The organism is Candidatus Kurthia intestinigallinarum, from assembly GCF_003991225.1.
GTDB classification, from domain to species: Bacteria; Bacillota; Bacilli; order Bacillales_A; family Planococcaceae; genus Kurthia; species Kurthia populi.
Genome location: NZ_JTFC01000039.1, coordinates 74,049 through 93,407 on the forward strand (window position 1 = coordinate 74,049; position 19,359 = coordinate 93,407).

At 39.5% G+C, this 19,359-nt stretch carries 15 protein-coding genes; 6 read left to right on the forward strand and 9 right to left on the reverse strand.

Features of this window, described 5'->3' with window-relative positions; genetic code table 11:
* Positions 1-36 precede the first annotated feature (36 nt).
* Complete coding sequence (gene tnpB / locus QI30_RS15265; protein ID WP_126991451.1) at positions 37-1,182, reverse strand: IS200/IS605 family element RNA-guided endonuclease TnpB; 1,146 nt, start codon at positions 1,180-1,182, stop codon at positions 37-39.
* A 518-nt stretch (positions 1,183-1,700) separates the two neighbouring features.
* On the opposite strand from tnpB, the gene efeO reads away from it, so the two are divergent.
* The 3 genes from efeO to QI30_RS15280 are packed head-to-tail and all read left to right on the forward strand — an operon-like array spanning position 1,701 to position 5,588.
* On the forward strand, positions 1,701-2,567 hold the full coding sequence (gene efeO, locus QI30_RS15270) for an iron uptake system protein EfeO (protein ID WP_126991452.1): 867 nt from the start codon (positions 1,701-1,703) through the stop codon (positions 2,565-2,567).
* Between the two features lie 17 nt (positions 2,568-2,584).
* Positions 2,585-3,856, forward strand: coding sequence for an iron uptake transporter deferrochelatase/peroxidase subunit (efeB, locus tag QI30_RS15275; protein WP_126991453.1), 1,272 nt, complete (start codon positions 2,585-2,587; stop codon positions 3,854-3,856).
* Positions 3,834-5,588: an FTR1 family iron permease gene (locus QI30_RS15280; protein ID WP_126991454.1), complete on the forward strand. Its 1,755-nt coding sequence runs from the start codon at positions 3,834-3,836 to the stop codon at positions 5,586-5,588. Before efeB ends, QI30_RS15280 begins: the two co-directional genes overlap by 23 nt.
* A 166-nt stretch (positions 5,589-5,754) precedes the next feature.
* Here QI30_RS15280 and QI30_RS15285 read toward each other — a convergent pair whose 3' ends face one another.
* Both QI30_RS15285 and fumC read right to left on the reverse strand, forming a co-directional pair.
* A complete protein-coding gene (locus QI30_RS15285; RefSeq protein ID WP_233600613.1) occupies positions 5,755-7,497 on the reverse strand; it encodes a methyl-accepting chemotaxis protein in 1,743 nt (580 codons plus the stop codon).
* A gap of 221 nt (positions 7,498-7,718) precedes the next feature.
* On the reverse strand, positions 7,719-9,101 hold the full coding sequence (gene fumC / locus QI30_RS15290; protein WP_126991456.1) for a class II fumarate hydratase: 1,383 nt from the start codon (positions 9,099-9,101) through the stop codon (positions 7,719-7,721).
* Between the two features lie 472 nt (positions 9,102-9,573).
* On the opposite strand from fumC, the gene QI30_RS15295 reads away from it, so the two are divergent.
* Both QI30_RS15295 and QI30_RS15300 read left to right on the forward strand, forming a co-directional pair.
* Positions 9,574-10,194: a DUF47 domain-containing protein gene (locus QI30_RS15295; protein ID WP_126991457.1), complete on the forward strand. Its 621-nt coding sequence runs from the start codon at positions 9,574-9,576 to the stop codon at positions 10,192-10,194.
* A gap of 11 nt (positions 10,195-10,205) precedes the next feature.
* Positions 10,206-11,207 carry an inorganic phosphate transporter gene (locus tag QI30_RS15300; RefSeq protein ID WP_126991458.1) on the forward strand — a complete coding sequence of 334 codons (1,002 nt, stop codon included), beginning with the start codon at positions 10,206-10,208 and terminating at the stop codon, positions 11,205-11,207.
* 280 nt (positions 11,208-11,487) lie between these two features.
* Here QI30_RS15300 and QI30_RS15305 read toward each other — a convergent pair whose 3' ends face one another.
* From QI30_RS15305 to QI30_RS15320, 4 genes are all read right to left on the reverse strand, one after another.
* Complete coding sequence (locus QI30_RS15305) at positions 11,488-12,096, reverse strand: alpha/beta hydrolase (protein WP_126991459.1); 609 nt, start codon at positions 12,094-12,096, stop codon at positions 11,488-11,490.
* An 85-nt stretch (positions 12,097-12,181) separates the two neighbouring features.
* Complete coding sequence (locus QI30_RS15310; protein WP_126991460.1) at positions 12,182-12,646, reverse strand: hypothetical protein; 465 nt, start codon at positions 12,644-12,646, stop codon at positions 12,182-12,184.
* 78 nt (positions 12,647-12,724) lie between these two features.
* A complete protein-coding gene (locus QI30_RS15315) occupies positions 12,725-13,807 on the reverse strand; it encodes an AI-2E family transporter (RefSeq protein WP_126991461.1) in 1,083 nt (360 codons plus the stop codon).
* A gap of 114 nt (positions 13,808-13,921) precedes the next feature.
* Positions 13,922-15,619 (reverse strand): M3 family oligoendopeptidase, encoded by a 1,698-nt coding sequence (locus QI30_RS15320; protein WP_126991462.1) that lies wholly within the window; start codon positions 15,617-15,619, stop codon positions 13,922-13,924.
* Between the two features lie 199 nt (positions 15,620-15,818).
* On the opposite strand from QI30_RS15320, the gene QI30_RS15325 reads away from it, so the two are divergent.
* On the forward strand, positions 15,819-16,913 hold the full coding sequence (locus QI30_RS15325) for a YecA family protein (RefSeq protein WP_233600614.1): 1,095 nt from the start codon (positions 15,819-15,821) through the stop codon (positions 16,911-16,913).
* Between the two features lie 90 nt (positions 16,914-17,003).
* Here the strand turns inward: QI30_RS15325 and QI30_RS15330 are convergent, their stop codons facing one another.
* Together QI30_RS15330 and QI30_RS15335 are read right to left on the reverse strand one after the other, a co-directional pair.
* Positions 17,004-17,561, reverse strand: a complete 558-nt coding sequence (locus QI30_RS15330; RefSeq protein ID WP_126991464.1) for a YdcF family protein — start codon at positions 17,559-17,561, stop codon at positions 17,004-17,006.
* A 52-nt stretch (positions 17,562-17,613) separates the two neighbouring features.
* Positions 17,614-19,317 (reverse strand): methyl-accepting chemotaxis protein, encoded by a 1,704-nt coding sequence (locus QI30_RS15335; RefSeq protein WP_126991465.1) that lies wholly within the window; start codon positions 19,315-19,317, stop codon positions 17,614-17,616.
* Positions 19,318-19,359: the final 42 nt, after the last annotated feature.

Sequence of the window (19,359 nt, forward strand, 5' to 3'; positions counted from 1 at the left end):
CGGCTTCACTTCTTGAGTAGGCGAGCCCCGTAGTCCCTACGGTTGTTGGGTTAACAGCGTGAGTCCTTCAGCTAAAATATTCCGACTTGCGTTAAGGTCTCGGTCGAGTACTGTGCCGCAAGATGGGCAAACCCACTCGCGAATATCGAGGGACTTCTTGCCATCTTGATGGCCACAGACATGGCAAAGTTGGCTCGATGGATAGAAGCGTGAAATCTTTATGATTTTTCGGCCATACCATGTTGCTTTATACATCAGTTTTTGCACAAACGAAGACCAGGATACATCACTAATCGCTTTTGCTAGTTTATGATTCTTTAGTAATCCTTTTGTATTCAAGTCTTCTAGACAAATAACGTCATATTGGCGAATAAGTTCAGTTGATAACTTATTCAAAAAATCTTCCCGTTGAAACGCAACACGCTCACGTAAGCGCGCAACTTTCATGCGTTGCTTTTGGTAGTTCATGCACTCACGTAAATCACGCCCATCTTTTTTCGCTTGTTCGTAGCGACGTGATAACTTGCGTTGTTCCCGCTTGAGTTGCTGCTCCATCTTCACCGTAAAGCGTTGGTTATCCACTTTACGTCCATCAGACAGCATCGCAAAATCGGTAATGCCTAAATCGATGCCGACAACTTGATTGGTTTTCGGTAACGGCTTAAAATCAGGCACTTCACATGCAATCGATACGTAAAAATGGCCACTTGCATGATATTTGATCGTTGCGCGCAGTATACGGCCTTCCACTACACAAGTTTGTTTGAACTTCACAAGCCCAAGCTTCGGCAGTTTGATTCGTTTGCCAACAATCGCGATATTGTTATTTGTATTTTTGGTTGTATAGCTTTGAACCGGATTTTTTTTGCTTTTGAAACGAGGGTAGTTGTTTTGCTTCTTAAAGAAACGATCAAAAGCAGCTAATAAGTGTTCGTAGGAGGCTTGTAATGCCACACTATCTACATTGCGCAGCCAAGCCGTTTCATCTTGTTTCTTCATCTTCGTGAGGACTTTAGACATCAAGCGACGATTTAAGCTTTTGCCTTCTTCTTTGTAGGAAGTGTTCCAAAGTTCAAGGAAATGATTGTAGACAAAACGACAATGACCGTGTGTTTGATGGATGCGTGCTTGTTGGTCCTTATTTGGATATAACCTAAATTTGTAGGCTTTATTTGGTGACATGACATTCACCTCTTCCGCTCGTTCGTTTTTAATCGTTTCGATTGAAGCACCGCTAGTCTCATTTTATTCACCTAGAATTTGCCGATTAATAGGCATAAATGAATTTTGACATTACCGTGTTAGGAGGCGCCTTGAATAGGATATTTAGCGCCTATTCTTTCGAAGATATCCTTTGCGTAAGTGGATTTCTAGTCTTTCCATACCCTTTTTCAATCAATAGCAAGCCCTATTAACGAGTATTTTAACGAGCATCTCTTGAAACGTGCTATTCGTCAAAAGCACAGCATGCATCGCCCACCTACTCACTTCGCTCCTTGAGGTGGGCGTCTTCTGCTACAGACATGATAAATCAAAGCATTTCCACTTAAAAATGCGATACAATTTATTGGCAATATTACATTGGGTTGTAGTAAAATAGCACTTTTGTTTAAAATTCTATTGACTTATCATTGATAATGATTATCATTGTCTTAGCAGTATATAGAAAAACTCACTTAGGGAAAGAAGGATTTTATACAATGAAAGCAAAATCATTATTAGCAATTTTAGTAGCAGGCGGTGTCGTTATGGGTGGATGCGGTAACTCAGACGATACAAAAAAATCTGATACAAAAACAGAACAAACAGCAACAGATACAAAAGAAGTTTCACTTGATGCAGAAACAAAAGCATACAAAGAATTTGCTTTAGACCAACTGGACCAATTCACAAAAGCAACAGAAGAATTTGTGACAGCATTTAAAGATGGCGATATGGATAAAGCAAAAGAACTTTACCCTACAGCTCGTATGTTCTTTGAACGTTCTGAACCAATCGCTGAAAGCTTTGGCGACCTTGACCCAGCAATCGATGCTCGTTTAGCTGACTTAGAAGCGGAAGGTCAAACGAAAGATGACTGGACTGGTTACCATAAATTAGAGTACGCACTATGGGAAGATGGTAAAACAAAAGGGTACGAAGAAGTAGCTGATAAATTACTAGCTGACACAAAAGAATTACGTGCGCGCGTAGAAACAGTTGAAGTAACACCTGACATGATGATCAATGGTGCTGTTGACTTATTAAACGAAGTATCAACTTCTAAAATTTCAGGTGAAGAAGACATCTTCTCTCATACAGACCTTTATGACTTCAAAGCAAACATTGAAGGTGCTGAAAAAATCTTCGAAATCCTAGAACCAAAAATCAAAGAAAAAGATGCAGCTTTAGCTGAAAACTTAACAGATAAATTCAAAAACGTGAACGATTTATTAGCAAACTATGAAACAAAAGATGGTGGCTACGTGTCTTATACTAAGTTAACAGACAAAGATACAAAAGCTTTAGCTAATGCAATTAACCAATTAGGTGAACCATTAAGCCAAATGGGTACAATCTTAGAGTAATTTTGGAGTGATGAAACATGACTGAATCAAATAAAGAGACCTTTATGGATAAGAAGCTCTCTCGTCGACGAATGCTAAAAATGACTGGCGCTGGCGCTGCTGGTGTGGCCATTGGAGCATCTGGATTAGGTGGCGTATTAAAAGCGTTCGGAGTGCCAGATTTTTTAGAAGATGACACTTCTGTAGAAAATAAAGTAAATTTTTATGGGAAGCATCAATCAGGTATTGCGACAGAAGTACAAACACATGTCTATTTTGCCTCTTTATCTGTTTTAGTTAAGTCCAAAGCGGAGCTACAAGAGCTCTTTAAAATGTGGACCCCTATGGCCGTAAGCCTTATGAATGGCAAGCCAATCGGAGAAACAAAAAATAGTTACGTACCGCCTGTTGATACAGGAGAAGCAATCGGTGTCGATGCAAAAAATTTATCGATTACCTTTGGTGTCGGGCCGTCCCTATTTAAAAATAAAAGTCTTGGCTTGAGTCATCTCAAACCAAAAGAATTAAATGACTTACCTCACTTTCCTAAAGATCAGCTTGAAGAAGCTTATACAGGTGGCGATCTTTGTATCCAAGCCTGTGCAGATGACCCACAAGTCGCTTTCCATGCCGTACGTAATTTAGTACGTGCAGCGAGTGGCAAAGTATCGATTAAGTGGACACAAGCTGGCTTTAATTCAATTCCTGTCAACAAAGAAGGAAAACGTGAAACACCACGTAATTTATTTGCCTTTAAAGATGGTACGGAAAATCCACGTAGTGAAAAAGCAATGAATGACGTTGTTTGGGTCCAAAAGGGAGAGTCAAAACCTTGGATGACAAATGGTTCGTACTTAGTTGTACGTCGCATTCAAATGCATTTAGAAACATGGGACCGTACATCATTACAAGCGCAAGAGGATACATTTGGTCGCTACCGTCATAACGGTGCGCCTTACGGGAAAGAAAATGAATTTGATGCTGTGGACGAAGACCGTAAAGACGAAAATGGCAATTATGTATTGCCTGAAACGTCTCATGTCTTCTTAGCACGTCAAGTAAAGGCTCGTATTATGCGCCGTGCCTTTTCATACTCATCTGGGGTGATAGACCATACAGGTGCGTATGATGCCGGTTTACTATTTATCTCATTCCAGAAAAATCCGCAACAATTTACGGATATTCAAAATGCGCTCGGTCGCTTAGATAAAATGAATGAATACATTACCCATCGAGGCAGCGGTGTTTTCGCTTGCTTCCCTGGCATTAAAAAAGGGAGTTATATAGGTGAAGCACTTTTTAACGCGTAGCAGTCAGTTTATGATTATCGCGCTGCTAGTAATGTTGACGATCCTTCGCCCAATGCCACAAGCATTGGCGGCGGATTCATCATCTTACAGCGGCCTGTACATTTCAATTAGTGACGCTATTATGGATATTCGTAATGGTGAAGGAAATGATGCTGAAAAAGCATTGAAGGAATTCGATCAAGCATGGCAACAAAAAGAAGTAGCAGATGATCATGCAGCAGAGAAAAAAGCGGTTGATGCAGCATATGACAAAGCTTTTTCTGAAAAAGATAAAGATGCGCGTCTAGCAGCACTTACTGAATTATCAAAAGCACTTACTACTTTAGAAAAAGCAGAAAATCCAGTTGATGAAAAGAAAGAACGTAAACAGTTCATGACGACAATAACACCGGCTTTAACTAACTTAGAAAAAGCGATTAACAGTGGTGACCTTGATAAAATCAATGAACAATATAAAACGTTCAATAGCTTTTGGAATTTAAAAGAAAAGCCTGTACGTGAATTTGACATGGGTGCCTACGGTCAAATCGAAACACAAATGTCCTTCATACGTATGGAGCTTGCTAATGACAAGCCAAATGTTGAATCATTAAAAGATACATTTAAAACATTAAAACAAAGCATTACTGATTTTGGAGACAATAAGAAAGTTGGCGCTGTCAAAAAAGGCTACACACTTCAAACGCTCGTTGATTTAATTGATGATGCAACGGGCTCAATTGATGATGCGGAGTACGAAAAGGCCTCTGCGAGTGTAAAAAAATTCATTACAACATGGCCAAATGTCGAAAGTGACATTAGTACACGTAATGGTTCTCTTTATACATCAATTGAGAGTGACATGCCGATTATCGCTAGTAACTTACTAAAAGATGCGAGCGATAAAGACAAGCTGAAAAAGCAATTAACAGATTTCAAAAAAGAAATTCAATTATTACAAGATGATGATGGTTATACGTTCTGGGATTCTGCGTTAATCCTTCTTCGTGAAGGTTTAGAAGCTATTTTAATTATCATGGCCTTAGTAGCTTTCCTTAAAAAATCAGAGCAAACACATATGACCAAATACATTTACTATGGTGCTGCTGGCGGTATTGGTGTGAGTGCGGTGATGGCGATTTTCATGTCGGTATTCTTCAACTCAGATTCAATGAATTCAAGCCGTGAGCTTATCGAAGGGTATGTCGGTCTCATTGCTGCGGCAATGATGATTGGTGTCGGTGTCTGGCTTCATAGTAAGTCGAATATTAAAGCGTGGAATGCCTATATTGCGAAGCAAATGAATCATGCGATGTCTCGCGGTTCTGTGTGGGCAATGGCCTTAATCAGTTTCCTTTCTGTCTTCCGCGAGGGTGCGGAAACACTGATTTTCTACGCAGGAATTGCACCGAAAATGGAAACAAGCCAATTTGCATTCGGGATTGTCATTGCGATTGTTATTTTAGCAATCGTCGCCTTCTTAATTGTCAAAGTGAGCGCACGTATTCCTATTCATCGTTTCTTCGCTGTCGCGACCATTTTAATTTACTTATTAGCGTTTAAAATTATCGGTGTCTCAACACATAAACTGCAATTAATGGGCGATATCCCAACGAATGTAGTCGATAATCTACCGGTAATCGCAAGCATTGGCTTCTACCCAACTGTCGAAACAATGATTGGACAAGGTATTTTAGTTGTTTTAATCATCGCAACGATTATTTGGAAGCGCCGAAACGAAAAAAACGCATAAATTTAATAGATTCCTAAAGAAAAGAAGAGGCTGGGACAAAACACGTCATTTTCCTTTTTTTAGCGTTCGCAATGAAAAACCGGAACCGCGCCACAGCGCGATTCCGGTTTTTCTTATGCTCCTATGAGAGGGGATTTCTACACGTATGTCAAAGCCTCTTCTTTTTTTATTTAAATTGCTTTAATTGCTGTAAGACACCGGTCGTTGTTGTTTCAACATCTCGAATGACTTGCTGTAAGCGGTCCACTACTTGCTGCTGCGTTAATGCCGCATCCCTCGTTTCATTCGTAAAGTCTGCTGTAGCACGTAATCGCTCATTCATTTCATTCATCGAAGCGAGTACTTCCTCTGAAGCGGCTGACATCTCTTCAATAACAGCTGACTCTTCTTGAATACTTGCATTGACCTCCACAACGGTCGTATTAATCGCGCGTAGTTGGCCACCAATCGAAGCAACAGCTTCATTGCCTGCAAGCATTTGCGCTTTACTATCCGCAATTTGCGCATGTGTACGCTCAGACACTGTCTCGAAGCCTTTTAATTCATTTAAAATATCATGTGCGGCTTTTCCTGACGATTCTGCGAGCTTACGAACTTCATTTGCCACCACTGCAAAGCCTTTCCCTGCTTCACCAGCGCGCGCCGCCTCAATGGCCGCATTCAGCGCTAATAAATTTGTCTGATCGGCAATTTTCGTAATGATTTTCACCATATCCTGCACGCTCGCAAATTTCGTCGTCATCTCTTCTACATTCGTCGCAGTCTGCATCACCGTCGATTCAACGTGCTGCATTTGCGTCACGACCTGCTCCGTCTGCTTTACCCCTTCGCTTACGAGGTTCGTCATATCATTTGAGGCACTCGCAACATCAGATGTCATATCGGCCATACGCTGAATGCCGACTGTCATTTCATCCATTGCAATGATGACTTCTCCGTTGCTCTCTGCCTGTTGAGTACTTTGCTGCGCCACTTGTGCTACATTCGTTGTAATTTGGTTATTCGATTGCTCAAATGTTTGTGAAGAGCCTGTAAGCTTCTCCGTTATTTGCTGTAACTCGTCTGCACGCTTTTGGAATGTTTCAAACGTTTGTTTAAGCGATGTTAAAGACGTACCGAAATGCGTAGCGAATGTCGCAATTTCTGTTTTACCCTTTATCTCCATGTCTTTCACAATCGTCTCGCCTGCTGTTAAATCTCCCTCAGCCATTTTGCTTGCCGCCTGATTTAGCACTTGTAGTGGCTTCAATTGGCGATTAACATACAAGTACATGCATAGACCTGCTAGAATTATTAAAATAATGAAGAAAATTGCGACACCTGGTAGCACACTCCAAAATGTATTTTTTTGTACAGCTGTTACTTGGTCTGCATCAATATCGACACCTAAATAAGCAATTGTTTTGCCGGCATCATTTTTAATTGGAACAGTACCTGATACATACTGTCCAAACGAGCTTTCTAAAATGCTTGATGTATAACTTCCTTTTTTATCGACCTTTTTTAAATCATTTACCGTTGTTGAGGCGGAGGTTGTTTGGATTTTCCCCACATCTTCTGCCTTAGCATCACGAGGTTGGCCGTCTACTAAAAATTGAACTTCATCCTTTTGTGGTACTGCAAATGTGTACGCATATAGCACATTTTTTTGTTCGCGTAATTCATTTAGTTCTTCACGTAATGTCCAATACGTATCATTTTCAGTAGGATTTTTTGTGAGTGTTTCATAACTTGAAGCATCTACTTTTTCAGCTAAATCTTGTGCAATTGATACAGCATTTTGCGCAGCTGATTTTTCAGCTACTTTTTTCGCTGTGTAATCGATTGTTAGCACAAAGAAGATTAGTAACAAGCCAAATACAAGTGTAAGCATTGTCATAATCTTCGTGCTCAGTTTTCCTTGTTTCATTTGTATTCTCCCCTATGTATCTAAAGTAAATGAAAAATGTTACATGAATCTACTTTAGTATAGCAGAGCACAAAAAATATGTCTAAATACTCAGTTATTTTTTATTAAAAAGACTTTTTACATAGGTCCTACATAATGATTTACATAAAATGTAATATTTTTTCTAAAAAAATGCACAAAAAAGAGGCTGGTTTATACCAAGCCTTTTTTTGTAGAGCTTACTAGAATTTGATCATTTTTGAAGGAACAACCCATTCATCGAATTGTTCTTCTGTTAATAAACCAGATTTTAGTGCGCCTTCTTTTAATGTTAAGCCTTCTTTATGTGCTAGTTTTGCGATTTTCGCAGCGTTTTCATAACCGATGTATGGGTTAAGTGCTGTAACTAACATTAAAGAGTTGTTTAAGAAGTGTTCTAATTTATCTTCATTTGCAGTGATACCAGCTAGACAGTGTTCGTCGAAGCTACGTACAACATCAGCTAATAATTCAACTGATTGCATGAAGTTGTGAAGGATAACTGGTTTGAATACGTTTAATTCAAAGTTACCTTGTGATGCAGCAAAGCCGATTGTTGTATCGTTACCCATAACTTGAACAGCAACCATTGTTACTGCTTCACATTGTGTAGGGTTTACTTTACCTGGCATGATTGATGAACCTGGTTCGTTTTCTGGAATTGAAATTTCACCGAAACCAGAACGAGGACCAGAAGCTAACCAACGTACATCATTGGCGATTTTCATTAAGTCAGCTGCTAATGCTTTTAGCGCACCATGTGTTGTTGTAATTTGGTCATGTGATGTTAATGCATGGAATTTATTTGGTGATGGAACGAAGTCTAAGCCTGTTTCTTTAGAGATTTCAGCGACAACTTTCTCGTCAAAACCGTCTGGTGTGTTAAGACCTGTACCTACTGCAGTACCACCGATTGCAAGTTCACGCATGTTTAATGCTGCTTCTTTAATCATTTTTTCAGAAGCTTCGATCATGTATAACCAACCGCTGATTTCTTGACCTAAAGTAAGTGGTGTTGCATCTTGTAAATGCGTACGACCAATTTTGATTAGGTTCATGAATTCTTCTGATTTCGCTTTAAGTGTCGCTTTAATTTGTTCTAATGCAGGAACAAGATTGCGTTCTACAGCGATTGAAGTTGCGATGTGCATAGCTGTTGGGAATGAGTCATTTGAAGATTGAGATTTGTTTACATCATCATTTGGGTGAAGACGTTCTTCAGAACCTTTTGCTTCAAGGTATTCATTACCAATATGAGCGATTACTTCATTCACGTTCATGTTTGTTTGAGTACCAGAACCTGTTTGGTAAATTACTAGTGGGAATTGATCGTCCCATTTTCCTTCTACGATTTCGTCTGCAGCGTGCGCAATAGCTTCTGCTTTTACTGATGATAGTGTACCTAATTCAACACAAACTTTTGCTACTGATTTCTTTAAGATTGCATAACCATGAATGAAATCGATTGGCATATGATCAGACCCAATACGGAAGTTTTGTGTACTACGTTGAGTTTGAGCACCCCATTTTTTGTCTGCAGGTACTTTAATTTCTCCCATAGAGTCATGTTCGATACGGTATTCCAAGACATTCATCTCCATTTCGTTTTTATAAAATTTAAAATTCATTCTTTCCACTATAATGATAGCGTTTCTCAATGAAAATGTCTTTAAAAGTGGATTATTTCCTTCTAAAAGTTGCTCGAAACAGTCAACTATTCACTTTTTTGCGTTTTTTAATAAAAATTTCTGTAATTTGTCACATTTTATGATTATATTTACGTCTTTATGAAAAAAGAAATTTCCGGGTGTTTAAAAGGCTCTGTCAAGTTAATTTTTTGTAAATGAAATGCCCGCTCAATCCTATATTTTCTACAAAATACTGTGTTATTCACTTATTAATTAGTCGTTTTTACTCGATAATTGTCGAAATCGATTGTTACACGATTGTAAATTTTGCGTAATTTTATGTAAATTGAATATGGTTTTTTCGGCTAATTTGTTATTATAGGAAGTGCGTTTAAAATGAATACGCGGTTTATTATTTAGGAGGACTTACATGTTTAGCTCAAAAAAACCCGACCCGTTCTTCAATGCCCTTTACGATATTGCAGTTAACTGCAACAAAGCGGCTCACTATGCAGAAGAATTTAAAATTACAAGCATTGCTGACTTAAAAGAGCTTAGCGTTACATTAAAAAAATATGAAACAGATGGTGACACATTAATTCACAATCTGATTCAAATGTTAAACAAATCATTTATGACACCAATCGAACGTGAAGACATCTTAGAATTAGCTGTCCGCATGGATGATATTTTAGATGGTATCGAGGGCTGTATCGCTCACTTTGAAATGTTCTCATTAACAGAAGTGGATGACTATATGCGCGATTTCTTAAAATACATCGTCTTAAGTTCAGATGAAATCATGAAAGCGATGACGCACTTAACAAATAAAAAACTTGTGAATATGCGCGAACATGCCATTCTAATTAAAGATTATGAACGTAAATGTGATGAAGTATTACGTACGTCAATTAAACAATTATTCTTACATGAACAAGATCCAATTCGTATCATCCAGTTCAAAGACATTTATGAGCAACTTGAAGAAGTAGCGGATTACTGTCAAAACGTTGCGAATTCAATGGATACTATTATTATGCGAAACGCGTAGGAGCTATCAAAATGGAGAGTATAATTATTCTGACCGTTTTAGTCGTTTTCTTTGCTTTAGCATTCGACTTTATTAACGGATTTCACGATACGGCAAACGCGATTGCTACAGCCGTATCCACTCGTGCATTACCACCTCGTGTTGCTGTATTAATGGCCGCTACGATGAACTTCATCGGTGCCATTACCTTCACAGGTGTTGCCCAAGCTTTAGCGAAAGATATCGTCGATCCATTTGCACTTGAAAATGGTGTAGTTATTATTTTGGCGGCGTTAATTTCAGCGATTATTTGGAACTTAGCTACATGGTATTTTGGTATTCCTTCAAGCTCTTCTCACGCATTAATCGGTTCTCTAGCTGGTGCTGCTGCAATGGCAGCCGGCTTTAGTGCCATTAACTGGGAAGGCTTTACAAAAATTATTAAAGCGTTAATCTTATCTCCATTTATCGCGATTGTTATTGGTTTCTTAATGATGACGTTATTCAAAGTCATTTTCTCTGGCTTTAGTCTCTACAAAACAAATAATGGTTTCCGTAAAGTACAAATCTTTACTGCAGCTGTTCAATCGTTTACACATGGTACAAATGATGCGCAAAAATCAATGGGTATTATCACAATGGCATTGATGGCTGGTGGCCTACTTGGTCAAGGTTCTGAAATTCCATTATGGGTGCGTATTTCATGTGCGCTTGCAATGGGTCTTGGTACATCTGTTGGTGGTTATAAAATCATTAAAACAGTCGGTAGTAAAATTATGAAAATTCGTCCTGTTAATGGTGTAGCAGCAGATATGTCTTCTGCTTTAATCATCTTTGGGGCAACGCAACTTCACTTACCTGTTTCAACAACTCATGTTATTTCTTCAGCAATCATGGGTGTTGGTGCAGCTCAAAATGCAAAAGGGGTAAAATGGGGTGTCGCACGTAATATCGTTATTACATGGGTCATTACGTTACCACTTGCAGGTCTAATGGGTGGCGGGATTTTCTTATTGCTTAATTTATTCTTATAATGAACCGCAACGAAGCTGGTGCTTGCCAGCTTCTTTTTTTATGGTGCTAACACATAAAACGTAGACTTTCTTTCAGTTGAATTTGACGGACGCTTTCCTGAGGCATGGCGGAAGCCTCCTCGCTCGCAGGCTCACTGCGGGGTCTTCCGCTCATGCTATTCCTCTAGGAGTCGCCGTCAAATTCTTGGTTCATTCTCTTTCTTAGGTGTACAGCTAGCGTTTAACTTTGTCCATTAAAAAAACACTTTCAAAGATGTACCTTTGAAAGTGTCGATTTGTGTTATTTAAAATTTTTATTATACCAAGCCTTCGCATCATTCACTTCATCCATCGTTAATTGATGACCATGCTGATGCCAAAAGACATCGACTGTGGCGCCGTGTTGCTCAAGATATTTTTGTAGGCCTGTTGAATGTTCTACAGGTGTCATCTGGTCATTTTCACCAGCACCAATCCATACATTTAAGCCTGTTAAATCCGGAATCTCTACATCCTCACGTGGAATCATCGGATGGTGTAAGATCGCACCCTTCACAATATTCCCCACTTCAAAGAATAAGTTCGCCGCGATATTCGCACCATTTGAATAGCCAACCACAATGACATTATCGCGGTCAAAGCCATACTGCGCCGCCGCTTCATCAATAAATGCCGCAAGCTCCTTCGTACGCTCCGATAAGTTATCTAGATCAAACACACCCATGCCTAGACGACGGAAGAATCGTGGCATACCGTTTTCCACTTCACTTCCGCGCACACCAAGCAGTGATGCCTCGCTATCGTATTCACGTCCAAGTCCTAATAAATCTTGTTCATTCCCGCCCGTGCCATGTAGTAATAAAAATGTCGGTGCTGCGTCATTTGTTCCTTTTACAAAAACATGTTCCAATATATCCGCCTCCATTTATCTTGAATTCGAGATAATTATAAAATAAAAAAACAGAAGAGTCAAAAGTTAACTCTTCTGCTCCTGCTTACTTCTCTTTTTTAAAGCCTTCTGCAGCTAAATATTCTTCTGCATCCTCACGTGTACCAAAGCTTTCTTCTAAGTTAAAGCCATGTGATACATTCCAGAATGCGCCGTCGAATGATAGTAATAATTGATCGCCTGAGCGATTGCGGAATGATTCCTCAATCGTTACCTCCTCTACAACATCATCTACTTCTGTTAAATACGTGATTGAATCTTCAATGGCATCGCGTAGCTCTTGTTCAGAGAAATCACGAATATTCACAAGACCGCGGTCGTCTGCTTTATACGCTAATAAATCGCCAACGTACACGAAACCATTGCCGTTTGGATGTAATTTTTCAACAACGATTTTCTTTTCATATTGGCTTCCTGGATAATGGTAATTTAATCGATTCATTGAAATCGGTTTTTCGACAAGCTCATCGAATGAGTCGATAATGGCCTTTTTTTCTTCAAATGATAACATTTTTTTCGCTCCCTAGTTTGGACTTAAATTTAGTATACAAGAAAAAAAGCCGTCCTCCTAGTGGACAGCTCTTTTTCATCATATATCTTCTTTCGCGTAGCTTCTAATTTTTTTACGACGATTATAAATGCTAATCACCACGACCTTAATGACCGCATAGATTGGCACACCGAGTAAAATACCAACGAAACCGGCAATATTACCCGCTGCTAAAATAACCGTAATAACTGTCAGTGGATGCACATCAAGTGATTTACTCATGACATTTGGCGTCACAAAGTTACTATCAATTTGGTTTACGACTAATGTAATCACACATACCCAAAGTGCTTGCATCGGATCATTTACAAGTCCAATGAAGAACGCTGGTAAAAAGGCTAGCCATGGTCCGATAAACGGTACCATATTTAAAAAGAATGCCAGTATACATAATAATAACGCGTAATCTAAGCCAATAATGCTGTAGCCAATAAACATCAATGTTGCTAAAATCGCACTAACGAGCATTTGACCTTGCACATAACCACGCAATACATCATTCACATCTTCTAATGTTTCCTTCATCCATTCACGTGTTTCCCCTGAGAAGATGCCATATACTTTTGGACGGAATTTTTCGTGGTCCTTCAACATAAAAATATAGAAGAACGGAATTAAAATTAAGAGCAATGCGCCGTTAATTAAAGCACTAATGAAATCAACGACAAACTTACTCGTAAATACAGCAACATCTTGTAGAGAAGCTAAGAAGTCATTAATAGCTTTCGTCACTTGGTCTGGGAAATTTTCACGATTTTTCAAGACGTAATTTACCTTGTCCTCAATCTCATTAAATAACCACGGAATGTTTTGAATTAGCAATGTAATCTGCTTCGTTAAGTACGGTGCTACCCACGAGACAGCCGCAAAAACAACTGCAGCTAACACGAAAATAATCGCTAAAATACTGCCCCAGCGCGGGAAGCGAAGTTTCTTTTCAAGTAAACGTTGTAGCGGCTCGGTAATGTAGAATAAAATCCCACCCGCTAAAAGCGGTACGAAAATCGCGCCTAAAATAATACCAATCGGCTTAAATAAATGGTCGATTTCCAAGAAAAATTTAACGATTAAAATCGCAATAAGCACGCCGATGCCTAGCTGAAACCAGCGCTTATTTAGCATGTGTCCACTTCCTTTTCTGTCATTTTTTTAAGTATACCAAAAGATTTCCAAAAACCACGCGTAATTACTGTATACAAAAAAACAGGGACTCAAATGAATCCCTGTTTTTATCATTTAAAGCGCTGTATCGTCCACACCATCTAAATACGCACGAATCGCTATCATCACATCTTCTAAGCAACCATCCTCAAATGGTGATACAAGATTTGCTTCTGCAACGAGTTTTGTGAATGATTTTGATCCACCTTGGCGACATAAATGAAGATAATCTTTCCACGCATCTGCATGGTTTTCACGGTCACGTTTCCAGAATTGGAACGCACACACCTGAGCCAATGTGTAGTCAATATAATAAAACGGACTATTATAAATATGTTGCTGACGTTGCCAGAAACCGCCACGCTCTAAATAGTCATAGCCATCGTAGTCACGATGTGGTAAATAAATCTCTTCGATTTTTTTCCACGCTGCTTTACGCTCAGCTGGTGTCATTTCTGGATTTTCATACACAACATGTTGGAATTCATCGACAGCAACACCATATGGTAAGAATAATAGTGCTTCACTTAAATGTGAGAATTTATATTTCTCAACATCTTCTTTGAAGAATAACTCCATCCAAGGCCATGTGAAAAATTCCATACTCATTGAATGGATTTCACATGACTCATAGGTTGGCCATAAATATTCCGGAATGCCGATGTTACGACTAGAGTACACTTGGAAGGCATGGCCTGCTTCGTGTGTTAATACATCAATGTCCCCAGATGTACCGTTGAAGTTTGAGAAAATATACGGTGAGTTGTAGTCTTCAATAAACGTACAATAACCGCCGCCCTCTTTGCCTTTTTTCGCTACTAAGTCCATTAAGTTATGGTCAATCATAAAGTTGAAAAATTCGCTTGTTTCGCGAGAAAGCTCATCATACATTTTTTTACCGTTATCAACAATCCATTGTGGGTCACCTTTTGGAATGGCATTCCCTGTTTTAAAAGCAATTGGTTCATCATATGATTTTAATTTATCAACGCCGATACGTTTCGCTTGGCGCTCACGTAATTCCGTTGCATATGGTACGACAACGTCACGAATTTGGTCACGGTAGTTTTTCACCATTTCCGCATTGTAGTCCACGCGATTCATTAACACATAGCCAAGCTCTACATAGTTTTTGTAGCCCATTTTTGTCGCCATTTCATGACGGACTTTTACTAAATCGTCATAAATGCGGTCAAACTCGTCTTCATGTGCGCTGTAGAAGCCAAATCGGGCCTCTTGAGCGGCTTTACGTACATCGCGGTCACTTGATTCAGCAAATGGACCAAGTTGCGCTAGCGTGTATGTTTCACCGTTAAAATCGATTTGTGCCGATGCGACAAGTTGCTGATACTCAGAAGATAATTTATTTTCTTTTTGCATTAGGTCAATAATATCTTTTGAAAAGCCTTTGATTTGGTAGTCAGCTAAGTCAAATAACTGCTGGCCCCATTTTGCTTCAAGCTCTGTACGGAATTTTGAAGTAGTTAGCGCTTTGTAGTATTCCGTTACAAACTCTTCGTATTGCGGGCTGATTTCGTCGATATACTCGCGCTCTGCTTTATAAAATTCATCAAGTGTATCAATCGATGCGCGAATATAGCATAAGTTCGCTGCAGTCGAGAAACGATTTTGAATGGTATTGATTTGGTCAATAACCTCACTTTGTGCTTCCACAGTATCCGCTGCATTGAATTTTTCCAGTAATTCAGTGTAGTCTTGCTTAATATCGTCCATGTCCGGGCGTGCATATTGATAATTGTTAAAGGTTACCATTTTTTCATCCTCCTCTATTTCGCATCACGAAATAATTACTATTATTATTGTCATTTATTAATTGAAAATTTGCAACAATTATTCAGAATATCTCGTTATACCTAGAAATATATCCCACAAAGATGTAAATTAGCGTAAAATACTTATTTTTTTTCCCACATTGTGATAATCTAATTCTATGCCTAAATTTTAAAGTGAGGTGCTTACATTGGTAGGACGTAATGATCCTTGTCCATGTGGTAGTGGCAAAAAGTATAAAAAGTGTCATGGTAAAAATGTAAATGGCGATATTACTGCAGTAGTAGAAAGTGAAATTACTCGTCTTAAAGGCGTTTTTGCTCAACACTACTATCAAAATTTCAACTATAAATTACAACCACGTTATCAAGCATGGAGTCAAGAACTTCAACATGCTCCACATCTTCCAGAGGGATATCTTGAGTACGCTGTAGCTGATACAGCAATGTACGTTGATGAACCTGCAGATTGGAAACAATATGTTGAACAAATTCAAGCGGATGATTCAGTTCGCGAACAAGTAAAAGCTGTATTCGCAGAAGCGGCAGAAGCTAAATTCGCATTAGCAGAAGTAACAGGTAGCGACGAAAACGTATTAAACTTACAAGACGTTGCCACTGGTGAAACTTATGTAATGCCAATTTCAGAAAATGCAAAAACTGCAAAATGGGTATTTGGTGTAATCTTTAATGATTCACGTGTTGGTGAAAACGGAATTTCTGTTGCGCAAAGCACATTATTCATTCCAGAAGCACTTAGCATGGTAACAGATATCATGAAAGCTAAAATCGAAAACGGTGTAACGGACGCATTAGAACTTTACAAAGCATTCGTTGAAATCTTAGAAAACGATACAACTGATGCTCCTGTTGAAGCAAAAGAAGTAACGGCTACTGAGGAAGCAATCGTTGAAGAAGATGGCGATGCAGATGCTGGTGAACCAGTAGAAGCTGAAGAAATCGTAGAAGTTGAAGAAGCAACTGAAGAGCAAACTTTCGAACAAGAAATCGCTGCTCTTGTAAAAGCTTATTTAACTGAATACAACTTAGATGCAACTGATTTCGTGAAATCTGTAGATGCTTACTTAGCTGAAACAGACATTAAAGCGAAAAAAGCTGGCGCTGTAGCTGCTGGTGCAATCCTTGCTGGTCAAACAGCTGGTGTTGTTCCAGAAGGCGGCCTATCTAAAGTTAAAGATGTTGCAGAGCATTTTGATGTTTCTTCATCATCATTATCTAAATACCGCAAAGAAATCGCTGAATACTTAGCGAAATAATTTGCACAAAAAAAGGAATCGCGCATTGGCGCGGTTCCTTTTTTTATTGTCACATATAGAAAAATTCATTTTTATACACCTGTGGATAACTTAGCGACCAAAAAGCCAAGCGCGTAAAATCGCTAGTTTCTCTCGTTCACGTACTTTACGACGAATGCCCCCTGGCGTTTTCGCACCAAGCGTATCCACCTTTAAGCTCTGCCACTTCGCGAGTACCTTCGCCCGTTCTAAGTGATAGTCATTTGAAATGATGGTCACCTGCGTCATTTCTGGTAGGAGCTTATGTGTAAAAACAATATTTTCATACGTCGATGTCGAGCGGTCCTCTTCGGTAATGCGCGCCGCATCAATTCCCTGCTTCGTCAAATAACGCTTCATAACCGAGGCCTCGGTATGATTTTCATCAAAGCCTTGACCACCAGAGACGATGACGTGCACATGCGGATAACGCGTCGCATACGCTGCCGCGACATCTAGACGGTAACGTAGCGCATTCGTTGGTGTCCCATCACGTTGTACCTTTGCGCCTAATACAAGCACATATGGATAAACCCCATTCGCTTTTGGATAGTGCCCTCGTCTTAGCGCAACGCTCGTTAAACTATATATAGCAGCTACCATTGATAAAGCGCCAAAAATCTTTTTCATTACCATCACCTCATTTAAAAAAAGAGAGGGGTTGATTCCTCTCTTTTACGGTCTATTCCTTTAATTTATAACGACTTACTAATTCCATCAAGTTTTCTGCTGTCGCCGCAAGTTCATCGGCGCTTTTAGTTACTTCATACATCGACATACTCGACTGCTCAACAGAAGCGGTCGTTTGTTGAATACCAGCAGCCGATTCTTCTGTTAGCGCGGCATTATCCTCCACAATATGCGTCATGTCAACGCTCTCGCTTAGCACTGCTGTTAAGTTTTGAGATACTTCGCTCGCATTATGTGCCACTTCGACAATCGCATCGTGAATCGTCGTAAAATTATCACCTGTATGTTGAATTTGTGCCGTCCCTTTTTCGACAGCCGCATAACCTGTTTGCAAGGCATCTACTACATCGCTTGTTTCTTGTTGAATACCGCTCACGATGCCCGTAATATCTGACACCGAGCTAGATACTTGTTCCGCTAATTTACGCACCTCATCAGCGACAACCGCAAAGCCCTTACCATGCTCGCCTGCACGCGCCGCTTCGATTGCCGCGTTTAGCGCCAGTAAATTCGTTTGATCCGAAATTTCTTGGATGACTTCAACAAGCTGTGTAATTTCTTTTGATTGGTCGTATAAATGATGCACTTTCGTCACGGAATCTTTGACGATGTGGTCGATTTCAACCATTTGTTGCACTGAATCATTCATCAACGCTTGACCATCTTTTGTATTGTCTAATGCGGTCGTTGCGTGATGCTGAATTTGCGTACCCCTATCATTGACATCATTTAGGTGACGCGTAAATTTCTCCATTTTCGATGACATATCACCAGAGTTCCCTGCTTGTGACTCGGCGCTTTGTGCTAATTCATTCATCGTAATCGCAATTTGATTTGAGCCTTCCATCGTTTCATTCGCCGATTGATGTAGCTCTTCACTATGCGCAGAAAGTACTTCCGCATTTTCCTTAATCTGTTGTAACATTACATTATTCTTTTCTAGTAGCTGATTGCTAATATCGACAAGCTGCGCTGTTTCATCGCGTAAATTCGTGTCGATTTTATCGCCCGTCAAGTCACCATCTGCAACGGCACGTAATTGACGAATAACACGATTAAGCGGTTTTGTAATCGTTGTTGCTGTAAAGAGCGCGATACCCACCCCAACAATTAAAATAATTATCGACACAGTAATCGACATTTTAATGATGTTTTCCCCAACAGTTATCGCTGTCTTACTATCTTCTAACACCTGCGTTTCACGGTCTGTCGCAATATGGCTAAAGCCTTCCATAATATCGCGCGCATACGTTTGTGCCTCGCCTTGTAAAAGTTCAGAGGCTTGTTCTTTTTCACCATTGTCATAGGCTGCGAACACTTCATTCGTAATAATATCAGACCACTGTGTATTTTTTTCAAGCAATGCCTTTGTTTCTGCAGAAGTCGACATGCGCTCAAGATTAGCCGCAATTTCCTCTGCTTCTGTCGAATACGTTTCAAATTTATCCTTATAATCTTGCTCACCAGTTAATAAATACCCGCGCACTAACGCGATGCGCTCCGCAATATTAAACGACATTTTCTCATCATTCACAAGCAGTGGTAGCTTTTGATTTCCTAAATCTTTTAGACCCGAATTGATTTTATTAATGGAAGTAATGCTATACATACTCAACATTAAATTCAACACGAGTACGGCCGCAAATCCCATTAGAACCTTTGTTTTTAGCTTACGAAAATTAAAATACTTTTTCATACTCTCCCCCTAAAATAAGGAATATAGTAATGCATATTCCGT

Excerpts from the sequence above, each read along its gene's own strand:
- tnpB (WP_126991451.1), bottom strand. The coding sequence starts at position 1,182 with ATGTCACCAAATAAAGCCTACAAATTTAGGTTATATCCAAATAAGGAC.
- efeO (WP_126991452.1), top strand. The coding sequence starts at position 1,701 with ATGAAAGCAAAATCATTATTAGCAATTTTAGTAGCAGGCGGTGTCGTT.
- efeB (WP_126991453.1), top strand. The coding sequence starts at position 2,585 with ATGACTGAATCAAATAAAGAGACCTTTATGGATAAGAAGCTCTCTCGT.
- QI30_RS15285 (WP_233600613.1), bottom strand. The coding sequence starts at position 7,497 with ATGAAACAAGGAAAACTGAGCACGAAGATTATGACAATGCTTACACTT.
- QI30_RS15295 (WP_126991457.1), top strand. The coding sequence starts at position 9,574 with ATGTTTAGCTCAAAAAAACCCGACCCGTTCTTCAATGCCCTTTACGAT.
- QI30_RS15300 (WP_126991458.1), top strand. The coding sequence starts at position 10,206 with ATGGAGAGTATAATTATTCTGACCGTTTTAGTCGTTTTCTTTGCTTTA.
- QI30_RS15310 (WP_126991460.1), bottom strand. The coding sequence starts at position 12,646 with ATGTTATCATTTGAAGAAAAAAAGGCCATTATCGACTCATTCGATGAG.
- QI30_RS15315 (WP_126991461.1), bottom strand. The coding sequence starts at position 13,807 with ATGCTAAATAAGCGCTGGTTTCAGCTAGGCATCGGCGTGCTTATTGCG.
- QI30_RS15320 (WP_126991462.1), bottom strand. The coding sequence starts at position 15,619 with ATGGTAACCTTTAACAATTATCAATATGCACGCCCGGACATGGACGAT.
- QI30_RS15330 (WP_126991464.1), bottom strand. The coding sequence starts at position 17,561 with ATGAAAAAGATTTTTGGCGCTTTATCAATGGTAGCTGCTATATATAGT.
- QI30_RS15335 (WP_126991465.1), bottom strand. The coding sequence starts at position 19,317 with ATGAAAAAGTATTTTAATTTTCGTAAGCTAAAAACAAAGGTTCTAATG.